Genomic DNA, 10316 nt, shown 5'->3' with positions numbered 1-10316 from the left:
GCAAAAAGCCCACGAACCGAAATTCGTGGGCTTCCTGTGTATTCGTGGTAGGCCGTGCGGGATTCGAACCTGCGACCAACGGATTAAAAGTCCGCTGCTCTACCAGCTGAGCTAACGACCCGAAAGAGGCAGTATTATAGCCGGCGATTTTCGTTTGCGCTAGAGGTAACGTGCATCAAGTTGCCGAGGACAAGGCCGAGGTCACCTTCAGCACTTCTTCCGCCGTCGTCACGCCTTCCGCGATCTTCATCGCGCCGGCGATGCGCAGCGGCTTCATGCCGTCAAGCACGCTTTGCTGGCGCAGCGCCTGCAAGTCAGCCGAGTCGCCGATCAGTTGGGTAAAGGCATCCGACACCGTCAGCAGCTCGTACAGCCCGGTACGCCCGCGGTAGCCGGTCTGGCGGCACTCCGGACAACCGATCGGACGATAGACCTTTGCCGGCTTGGGGAGGTTCCAGGCGCCGGCGAGGTTTTGCCAGACGTCGTCGCTCAGTTCGCCATCGGGCGCCTTGCACTCCGGGCACAGCGTGCGCACCAGGCGTTGCGCCATCACGCCGATCAGCGTCGCTTCCAGCAGGTAGTCGGGCACGCCCAGTTCCAGCAGGCGCATGATGGCCGACGGCGCATCGTTGGTGTGCAGGGTCGACAGGACCAGGTGGCCGGTCAGCGCGGCCTGGATCGCCATTTCGGCGGTGGCGAGATCGCGGATTTCGCCGACCATGATGATGTCCGGGTCCTGGCGCATCAGCGCGCGCACGCCGTCGGCGAAGGACAGGTCGATGCCGGGCTGGACCTGCATCTGGTTGAACGAGGCCTCGACCATCTCGATCGGGTCTTCCACCGTGCAGACGTTGACCTCGTTGGTCGCCAGCGCCTTCAGCGTCGTGTACAGCGTGGTGGTCTTGCCCGAGCCGGTCGGCCCGGTGACCAGGATGATGCCGTGCGGGCGGCCGGTGAGCGCATCCCAGCGCCGCGCGTCCTCCGGCGGGAAGCCCAGTTCGGGCAGGGTCTTGACCACCACTTCCGGGTCGAAGATGCGCATCACCAGCTTTTCGCCGAAGGCGGTCGGCATGGTCGACAGGCGCAGCTCGACTTCCTGGCCGGCGTTGGTGCGGGTCTTGATGCGGCCGTCCTGCGGGCGGCGCTTTTCGATCACGTCCATGCGCCCCAGCAGCTTGATGCGCGCGGTCATCGCCAGCATCACCGCCGCCGGCACCTGGTAGACCTGGTGCAGCACGCCGTCGATGCGGAAACGGATCACGGCGAATTCGCGCTTCGGTTCCAGGTGGATGTCCGATGCGCGCTGCTCGAAGGCGTAGCCCCACAGCCAGTCGACGATGTTGACGATGTGCTGGTCGTTGGCGTCGAACTGTTTGTTCGCCTTGCCCAGCTCGACCAGCTGCTCGAAGTTGTTGCGCAGCGCGAGATCCTGGGCGTTGCTCTTGCTGGCGTCGCGGATCGACTTGGCCAGGCTGAAGAACTGCGCAATGTACTGGGCGATGTCGAGCGGGTTGGCCAGCACCAGTTCGACCCAGCGCCGCGACACCTTGGCGATCTCGGCTTCCCAATCGGTTGCGAACGGGTCGGCGGTGGCCACCGTCAGCGTGGTCGCGCTGATGTCGACCGGCAGGATGTTGAAGCGCGCCGCATAGCTGGCCGACATCACGTCCGCCACCTTGGTGAAATCGATCTTCAGGGGATCGATGCGGATGAAGGGCAGGCCGACCTTGGCCGCGCACCATTCGCTCAGCACGTCGAGCGTGAGCAGGCGGTGCGGCGGCTGGTGCGAGAGCAGCTTGCACTGCGCCACGGCGGTGAGCGGATGCATGGAGCCAGCCGCGTTCTTCAGGATGCCCTGGGCCTGGGCATAATGGCCCTTGACCTTGTCCTTCTCGACGATGCCGTCGGCCAGCAGCCAGGAAAAGATCGCCTGCAGGTCCAGGCGCCGCGGACGCTGGGGTGCGCGGGGGAGGGAAGTCGTCTGCGGTGCGTTGGCGGTCATGATTCCCTCGTCAGTAAACGCTGGTCAGCGCGCGGCCTCGATGCCCGCCGCGATGCCCTTCACCCAGGACTTCGCGGGCAGCTTGGTGGCGGCCACGATCTGCGCCGCGCGTTCGGCCAGGGCCGCGTTGTCGAGCTGCGGCCGGGTCTTGAAGCACAGCGCGACGACATTGCCGTCGTGGACCTCGGGCAGGCAGATCACGTAGTCGAAGGCGAACTTCATCGCCTTGATGTTCTTGTTGAAGCTCGGGTGGTCGCCGAACAGGTTGACCGTCATGATGCCGTGCGGCGCCAGGCAGGCGTTGCAGGCGCTGTAGAACTCGGGCGTGTCGAGCACCGGGCCCTTGGCCGTGGCGTCGTACAGGTCGCACTGCAGCACGTCGAAGGCGCCATGGTTGTCGGAGTCTTCCACGAAATCCATCGCGTCCATCTCGAGCACGTTCAGGCGCTCGTCCTCGGGCGGCAGCTTGAACATGGAGTTACAAATGGCGATGACCGAGGGATTCAATTCGACGGCGGTGACCTGCGCTTCCGGGAACTGGCGGTAGCAGGCCTTGGTCAGCGTGGCCGCGCCCAGGCCGAGCTGGGCGATGCGGCGCGGCGATTCGATGAACAGCATCCAGGCCATCATCTGCTGGGCGTATTCCAGCTCGGGCCAATCGGGCTTGCGGATGCGCATGGCGCCTTGCACCCATTCGGTGCCGAAGTGGAGGTAGCGCACGCCGTCCTGTTCGGACAGCGTCACCGGCGCGAATTTCGGTTTGCGCGTTGGACGGCGTGAGGATTCGGCTTGTTCGATGGATTTACGTTTGATGAGCATAGGGCGACCTGTTGAATCGTCCTATTATCGGGGGAGGGGTTCCTGCTGCGCAAGCGTAACGGGAATAAGGTCGGCGCGGAGAAGGAGGGGGCGTTCTCCGAGCCGGTAACAACTGTGGTGGACCTTGGCAAACCTACTGCGCGTCGTACTGTCGGCCTGCGATGCTCGCTGTACGTTAAGTACAGCGAGCATCATCGCCTTGGCGGCTCGGCCAACATTACTTCCGCTCGCTACGGTTTGCCAAGGCCCTTTGAGGTCTCGGGTGTGTTCTCTTAATACTGCTCGTCGGGCTGGGCGGAGACGCGCAGGCGGATGCGGTTGCCGGGGTCACGGCTCATGAAGGCGGTTTCGGTCTGGCCGCGGTATTCGTAGGTCACGTCGTAGCCGGTGGTGCGCGATTCGTAGGAGTCGATGGTGCGGCACTGGCGCACGGCCTGTTCCTGGACGCCCGGGTTGTAGTTGCGGCCGTTGTTTTCGACGCGGTCGCCGACCATGGCGCCGGCAATGGCGCCGGCGGCGGCGGCGGCCACCTTGCCGTTACCGCTGCCGACCTGGCTGCCCAGCAGGGCGCCGGCGATGCCGCCGACCACCGAGCCGCCGCTGCCGCGCTGCTGCTGCACCGGCACCTGCACGTATTCGGTGCGGCATTCCTGACGCGGCTGGCGGATCTGTTCGACGCGCGGCTGTACGCGCACCACGCGTCCGAAGTCTTCGAATTCGGCAGCCTGGGCGAGCGGCAAGGCGCACAGCCCCAGGGCGGAAATCAGTACTTTGCTAGTCATGTTCATGGTGAACCTCGTTCGTTCGGTGCGGTTGGTGGGGCGGGATTTGTTTTCATCCACGCTTGTATGTTAATCCTGTTGAGGCCGCAAAGTCGATCTACGTGGCAACAAAATGTAACAGCGGCGCGCAGACCGACAAGACCCGTCCAGAATGGCAAAAACATGCCAAAACGGGCTGATTCGAGTGGAAAAGCGGCAAATTTTTTCAAAAATGGGCCATGAATTCACATTCGGGTTGCTTCGGTAACTACAAAACGTTACCCTTACACAAATTAGGGTTTATTGGCGCGTGGAAACGATTTAGGAGAACAGCGTTGCCGCCCGGGCGCGCATGGTGAGCGGGCCCCGGCGATTCGAACCACACCACCAGGTCGACTTGAGGGAAAAATGAGTTTGTTGATGAGAGTGCCGTCCAATCTTGTGCAGTCGATTCGGGCCTTTCGGGTGCCGGAACTGCAGGCAGAGGCGGCGCGCATGGGCCACCATTTCCTGTACGCGCATTGCGCCAACACGCTGACCAAGCAACAGGTGTGCGCCCGCATCGGCGAAAACTTCCATTTCACCAAGCCCTGCAGCAAGAACTTCGACGCCCTGCGCAACTGCCTGACCGAGACCGTGTCCCAGGCGGGGCCCCAGCCCGGCTTCCTCGTCGTGCTGGAACAATTGCCGAACACTCAGAAATTCGACAAGGAAGCGCGCGAGACCCTGCTCGACGTGTTCCGCGACGCAGCTGAGTTCTGGGCCGACAAGCGCGTGCCTTTCCGCGTATTCTATTCCTTCGAATAAAAGTAAGACCCGCTTCTGGCGTTGCCATACCACAGTTGGGCGTTGGCCATACGGTACAATGCGCGCTATGAAAAACATCGTGATCCTCATTTCCGGCCGCGGCAGCAACATGGAAGCGGTCGTGCGTGCGGCCCAGCACGAGGGCTGGCCGGCGCGCGTGGCGGCGGTGATCAGCAACAAGCCTGACGCGAAAGGGCTGGCCTTCGCCGAGGCGCACGGGATCCCGACCGCCGTCGTTCCGAGCAAGGAATATCCTGACCGCGCCAGTTTCGATGCCGCCCTGCAGCGCGAGATCGACCGTTTCGCACCCGACCTGGTCGTGCTGGCGGGGTTCATGCGCATCCTGACCGCGCCCTTCGTCGAGCACTATGCGGGGCGCATGCTGAACATCCATCCTTCGCTGCTGCCGGCCTTTCCGGGCCTGGACACGCACAAAAAGGCGCTGGAAGCCGGCGTGCCCGAACACGGCGCGACGGTGCATTTCGTGACCGCCGAGCTGGACCACGGCCCTATGGTCGCCCAGGCGCGCGTTCCGGTGCTGCCCGGTGACACCGAGGACAGCCTGGCCGCGCGCGTGCTGCTTGAAGAACACAAACTCTACCCCTACGCGGTGCGCCTGTTCGTCGAGGACAGGCTGAGCATCGAACAAGGCGACGTGCACATCGCGCAATTCGCCTGATTCACTACAGTATCTAATCAAGGAATTTCATGAGATTGCCACCAGCAATTCTCGGCAGCACCGAAGAAGTGCTGCGCGAGATCTTGCGCTTTACGGCCCCGGCCGACGTTACCCTGTCGCGCTACTTCAAGGACCACCAGCGCCTCGGTCCGCGCGAACGCGGCGTGATCGCCGAGGCGGTCTACGCCGTCCTGCGCAATAAAACCTTCTTCACCGAGTTCGGCGGCACCGGCGGCACCCCGTCGATGCGCCGCCTGGCCCTGCTGGGCCTGTCGGAAACCGTCGGCATCGATGCCCTCGGCGGCCTGACGGAAGACGAAACCGCCTTCCTCACCCGCATCAAGGAAATCGACCGCAGCCTGCTGCCGCCGCTGGCGCGCGCCAACCTGCCGCAATGGCTGTACGACAAGCTGGTCGGCCAGTACGGCGAACAGGAAGCCCAGGAGCTGGCCGCCGTGCTGAACACGCCGGCGCCGCTGGACCTGCGCGTGAACGCCATCAAGGCCAACCGCGACGAGGTGATCGCCAAGCTGGCCGAAGCGCCGATCATCGCCGAGCCGACGCCGTATTCGCCGCTCGGCCTGCGCGTCAAGAAGAAGCCGAACCTGCAAGGCCTGCCGCTGTTCAAGGAAGGCGCGATCGAGGTGCAGGACGAGGGCAGCCAGGTGCTGGCCCAGATCCTGGCCGCGCGCCGCGGCGAGATGGTGGTCGACTTCTGCGCCGGCGCCGGCGGCAAGACCCTGGCGCTGGGCGCGACCATGCGCAACACCGGCCGCCTGTACGCCTTCGACGTGTCGGAAAAGCGCCTGTCGAAGCTGAAGCCGCGCCTGGCGCGCAGCGGCCTGTCGAACGTGCACCCGGTCCTGATCGCGCACGAGCGCGACGCCAAGATCAAGCGCCTGGCCGGCAAGATCGACCGCGTGCTGGTCGACGCGCCGTGCTCGGGTCTTGGAACCCTGCGCCGCAATCCGGACGTGAAATGGCGCCAGCCGGAAGGCGCCGTGGCCGAGATGCAGCAAAAGCAGGCGTCGATCCTGGACGGCGCCGCGCGCCTCCTGAAGGGCGGCGGCCGCCTGGTGTACGCCACCTGCTCGCTGCTGAACGAAGAGAACGACGTCATCGTCGAGCAGTTCCTGGCTTCGCATCCGGACTTCGAGCTGGTGCCAATGAGCAAGGTCCTGGCCGAGCAGAAGATCGACCTCGAGATGGACAAATATCTCAAGCTGCTGCCGCACAAGCACCAGACCGACGGCTTCTTCGCCGCCGTGCTGGAGCGCAAGGCGGTGAGCGCCAAGGCGCCGAAGGCCGCCGAGACCGACGCGGAGTAAGCTGAAACGTGCGCAACATGCCGCTGACCGACCTGCTGCAGGACCTGCTCGAAGACATCAGCAATCCTCGCATCCTGTGGCAGGCGCTGGCGATCGCGGTCGCGGTCGCCGTCGGCATGCTGCTCGCGCGCATCATCCGGCGCAGCTGGCTGCACGAGGACACCAACGCCGGCGCGATCCGCCGCATCGGCGTCGAAGGCTTCGGCCGCGTGCTGGCGCCGCTCCTGATCACGGCCGGCGTCTGGTTGGCCATGGTGATCCTGGGCCGGCACCAGAACGTGCACCTGCTGCGCGTGGCCCTGCCGCTGTTCGCGTCGATGGCCTGGATCCGCATGGTGTTCTACCTGCTGCGGCGGGTGTTCGCGCGCCATGGCCAGCTCGGCACCGCCCTGCAAACCTTCGAGAAGGTGCTGGCGCTGGTGGTGTGGGTTGGCGTTGCTCTCTACCTGACCGGGCAGTGGCCCGACATTATCAGCTTCCTCGACACGCATCAGGTGCCGCTTGGCGCGAAGCGGGCGTCGCTGCTGGCGATCCTGCAGGCCATCGTTTCCGTCGTCGTCCTGATGATGCTGGCCCTGTGGGCGGGCGCCGCGCTGGAAGAGCGCCTGATGCGCCTGGAGGGCATGCACACCTCGGTGCGCGTGGTGCTGGCGCGGCTGGGGCGCGCGGTGCTGATCCTGGTCTCGGTGCTGGTCAGCCTGGGGCTGGTCGGACTCGACCTGACCGTGCTGTCGGTGTTCGGCGGCGCGCTCGGCGTCGGCCTGGGCCTGGGCATGCAGCGTATCGCCAGCAACTACGTGTCCGGCTTCCTGATCCTGCTGGAGCGCAGCCTGTCGATCGGCGACCCGATCACGGTGGACAAGTATTCCGGCCGGGTGGCGCGCATCAACACCCGCACCACGGTGTTGCAGGCGCTTGACGGCACCCAAACCCTGCTGCCGAACGAAATGCTGATCACCGGCGTGGTCCTGAACCAGGCGACGACCAACAAGGCCGTGCGCCTGAACACGAAGATCACGGTCGCCTACGACAGCGACCTGAACGAAGTCATGGCCCTGCTGGCGCGCCAGGCCGACGCGGTCGAGCGCGTGATCGCGGAGCCGGCGCCTTCGGTGCAATTGAACGCCTTCGGCCCCCACGGCTACGAGCTGGAGCTGGGTTTCTCGATCATCGACCCGGAAAAGGGCAGCGGCGGCGTGATCTCGGCCGTGAACAAGAACATCTATGCGCTGGTGCATTCCGGCGCCATCCGATTGGGCCTTCCGCCACAAGCTTCGCCCGTTTGATGCATATTTCGCATCCTGGTGTCGCACATTTCGAATCCGGGCGCATTTATCTGCGCTGTTCGTGCCGTGCGTCATCGGAAAGTGCGTAGAATGCGGGGTTGATCGGCGGCGCGTTCGTGCCGCCACCGCGACCGTTTCTACAGAAAAACGGCGCCACACAGACAGTAATCACTTTGGAGCAGTAATGACCTTTAGTAACATCCTGCATTCCGTGCTGGAATTCATGTCCACCGGCCTTGTCGGCCTGAGCGCCTGGGAGACGGTGGTGTACACGCTGGTAGTGACTCACATCACCATCGCCAGCGTGACCATCTACCTGCACCGCCACCAGGCCCACCGCGCACTGGAATTGCATGCGATCCCGAGCCACTTCTTCCGCTTCTGGCTGTGGTTGACGACTGGCCAGGTGACCAAGGAATGGGCGGCCATCCACCGCAAGCACCACGCCAAGTGCGACACCGAGGAAGATCCGCACAGCCCGCAGACCCGCGGCATCAAGAAAGTGCTGCTGGAAGGCGCCGAGCTGTATCGCGCCGAGAGCAAGAACAAAGAAACGCTGGAAAAATACGGCCACGGCACCCCGGACGACTGGATCGAGCGCCACGTCTACACGCCGTACAGCGCGGCCGGCGTGTCGGCGCTGCTGGTGATTAACTTCGTGCTGTTCGGCGTCATCGGCGTCAGCATCTGGGCAGTCCAGATGATGTGGATCCCGATCACCGCGGCCGGCATCATCAACGGCCTGGGTCACTGGTGGGGTTACCGCAACTACGACTGCAACGATGCGGCGACCAACATCTTCCCATGGGGCATCCTGATCGGCGGCGAAGAGCTGCACAACAACCACCACACCTACGCGACCTCGGCCAAGCTGTCGAGCAAGTGGTATGAATTCGACCTCGGCTGGGCGTACATCCGCACCCTGGAAATGCTGGGCCTGGCGAAAGTGAAGAAAGTGGCGCCGAAGCCGAAGCTGGCCAAGGACAAGGCCGTCGCCGACCTGGAAACCCTGCAGTCGGTCATCACCAACCGCTACGACGTGATGGCGAAATACGCGAAATCGGTGAAGGCTGCTTTCCACGAAGAACTCGAACACCTGAAGCACAAGGCCGAGCTGGAAGCGCGCTTCCTGAAAAGCTCGCGCAAGCTGCTGCAGCGCGAGCCGGGCAAGCTGGAGCTGTCGCAAAAGCAGCAGCTGATCGAGCTGTTCAAGCACAGCAAGGCATTGGAGACGATGCACCAGATGCGCGTGGAACTGGGCGCGATCTGGGAACGTTCGCACTCGACCCGCGACCAGCTGCTGCAACAGTTGCAGGACTGGTGCGCGCGCGCCGAAGCTTCCGGCATCAAGTCGCTGCAGGAGTTCTCGCTGCGCCTGCGTAGCTACGCATAAAAGCCTGACGGCGAACATGACAACGGCTCCTGCGGGAGCCGTTGTTGTTTGCGCGTCCGGTACATCGATGCGGCAGAGGAGAAGCCTGCGCGCTCGTGGCGTGTATTGAAAGTATCGGTTCTGTCGAATTTCTTTACATTACTTGCTTTTTATTTATTCCGTGTTCCTGTAAGTAATTGATTCCAATAGTAAATGTTGATCTGGCACAATTATTGCTTATTTGGCCATGTCCGCATCATCCGATTACTACTGTTAAAGAGCACACTATGAAACTCCTGAAGAAGCTGACTTGCGCTGCCGCCCTGGCCCTCTCGTTCAATGCTGCCCACGCTGGCGGCGTCGTGCTGAACGACTGGGTGTTCAACCCGAACGGTGGCGGTTTCGAAAGCGGTCAATCGGTTAATGAATACCTGGACGTGAACGGCAATGCCTTCATCCAGCTGACCCCGACCGGCAAGAATTCCTTCGCCTTCGTCGAGCACGCTGTCTTCAACATCACGCAGGCCGACGGTAACGGCGCGCTGTTCCCGCTGAACTACGCGGGCGGCAACATCTCGGCCGTCTTCGAAGCCCAGGGCACCGGTAACTTCAGCGGCGCCTTCAAGTTCACCGGCGGCACCATCCGCATGTACCAGAACCCGACCAACGGCCAGTACGGCACCACCGCGGGCGTGTACGGCGCCAACCTGGGCAACCTGATTGCCAGCTTCGACGTGCTGGCCGGCGGCGGCGGCCTGGTCGATGCAAGCGGCAGCCCGGTGAAGAATGGCCAGGTCAGCGTCCTGGCTTCGGCTGGCGTAGGCAGCCTGGCGGAAGGCTACTTCTTCCGTGAAAACGGCAAGGACCTGTCGAAGGAAGCCATCCTGTCCTTCGCGTTCACCAACGCCAATACCGTCGGCAGCCCAACCGACAAGCTGGTCAAGGAAGTCGCGTGCGAATTCGCAGGCTTCGGCGGACCTGGCTGTGCAGGCAAGAGCCCCTACAAGAACAAGCCAGGCCAGTACTTCTTCGTGTCGAACAACGGCCAGTTCAAGCTGGCTGAAGTGCCGGAACCGGGCTCGCTGGCCCTGTTCGGCATCGCGATGCTGGGCGCCGGCATGGTTGCCCGCAAGCGCGCCAACAAGGCCTGATCGCAGCGAACGCCACAATGGAGAAGAGCGGGCATTGCCCGCTCTTTTTTTTTCGTGGGCGCTGTCACCGTTTCCTGTTGGGTTAACTGAACTGTCGAGCCGCGGCGTGGT

At 63.4% G+C, this 10316-nt stretch carries 9 protein-coding genes and 1 tRNA gene; 6 read left to right on the top strand and 4 right to left on the bottom strand.

Features of this window, described 5'->3' with window-relative positions:
• Positions 1-45: 45 nt before the first annotated feature.
• The 4 genes from RT688_RS23290 to RT688_RS23275 form a co-directional block, all read right to left on the bottom strand.
• Positions 46-121, bottom strand: a tRNA-Lys gene (locus RT688_RS23290).
• Positions 122-175: 54 nt separating this feature from the next.
• Complete coding sequence (locus RT688_RS23285; RefSeq protein ID WP_313707215.1) at positions 176-2002, bottom strand: GspE/PulE family protein; 1827 nt, start codon at positions 2000-2002, stop codon at positions 176-178.
• Between the two features lie 24 nt (positions 2003-2026).
• The gene (locus RT688_RS23280) at positions 2027-2821 is read right to left on the bottom strand and encodes a fused MFS/spermidine synthase (protein WP_313707214.1); all 795 of its coding nucleotides are present in this window, start codon (positions 2819-2821) and stop codon (positions 2027-2029) included.
• A 272-nt stretch (positions 2822-3093) separates the two neighbouring features.
• Positions 3094-3609 carry a glycine zipper 2TM domain-containing protein gene (locus RT688_RS23275; protein WP_313707213.1) on the bottom strand — a complete coding sequence of 172 codons (516 nt, stop codon included), beginning with the start codon at positions 3607-3609 and terminating at the stop codon, positions 3094-3096.
• A gap of 381 nt (positions 3610-3990) precedes the next feature.
• Between RT688_RS23275 and RT688_RS23270 the strand changes: the two genes are divergently transcribed.
• The 6 genes from RT688_RS23270 (at position 3991) to pepA (ending at position 10205) form a co-directional block, all read left to right on the top strand.
• Complete coding sequence (locus RT688_RS23270; RefSeq protein ID WP_313707212.1) at positions 3991-4389, top strand: barstar family protein; 399 nt, start codon at positions 3991-3993, stop codon at positions 4387-4389.
• A 67-nt stretch (positions 4390-4456) separates the two neighbouring features.
• A complete protein-coding gene (purN, locus tag RT688_RS23265) occupies positions 4457-5068 on the top strand; it encodes a phosphoribosylglycinamide formyltransferase (RefSeq protein WP_313707211.1) in 612 nt (203 codons plus the stop codon).
• 29 nt (positions 5069-5097) lie between these two features.
• Complete coding sequence (locus tag RT688_RS23260; RefSeq protein WP_313707210.1) at positions 5098-6396, top strand: RsmB/NOP family class I SAM-dependent RNA methyltransferase; 1299 nt, start codon at positions 5098-5100, stop codon at positions 6394-6396.
• A 17-nt stretch (positions 6397-6413) separates the two neighbouring features.
• Entirely contained in the window at positions 6414-7682 is a 1269-nt protein-coding gene (locus tag RT688_RS23255; protein ID WP_313707209.1) for a mechanosensitive ion channel domain-containing protein, read from the top strand.
• A gap of 184 nt (positions 7683-7866) precedes the next feature.
• On the top strand, positions 7867-9075 hold the full coding sequence (locus RT688_RS23250; protein ID WP_313707208.1) for a fatty acid desaturase: 1209 nt from the start codon (positions 7867-7869) through the stop codon (positions 9073-9075).
• A 266-nt stretch (positions 9076-9341) separates the two neighbouring features.
• A complete protein-coding gene (pepA, locus tag RT688_RS23245; protein ID WP_313707207.1) occupies positions 9342-10205 on the top strand; it encodes a flocculation-associated PEP-CTERM protein PepA in 864 nt (287 codons plus the stop codon).
• Positions 10206-10316: the final 111 nt, after the last annotated feature.

The organism is Massilia sp. (assembly GCF_032106685.1).
Classification (GTDB): domain Bacteria; phylum Pseudomonadota; class Gammaproteobacteria; order Burkholderiales; family Burkholderiaceae_D; genus Telluria.
This window is presented reverse-complemented; position numbering and strand designations above follow the sequence as displayed.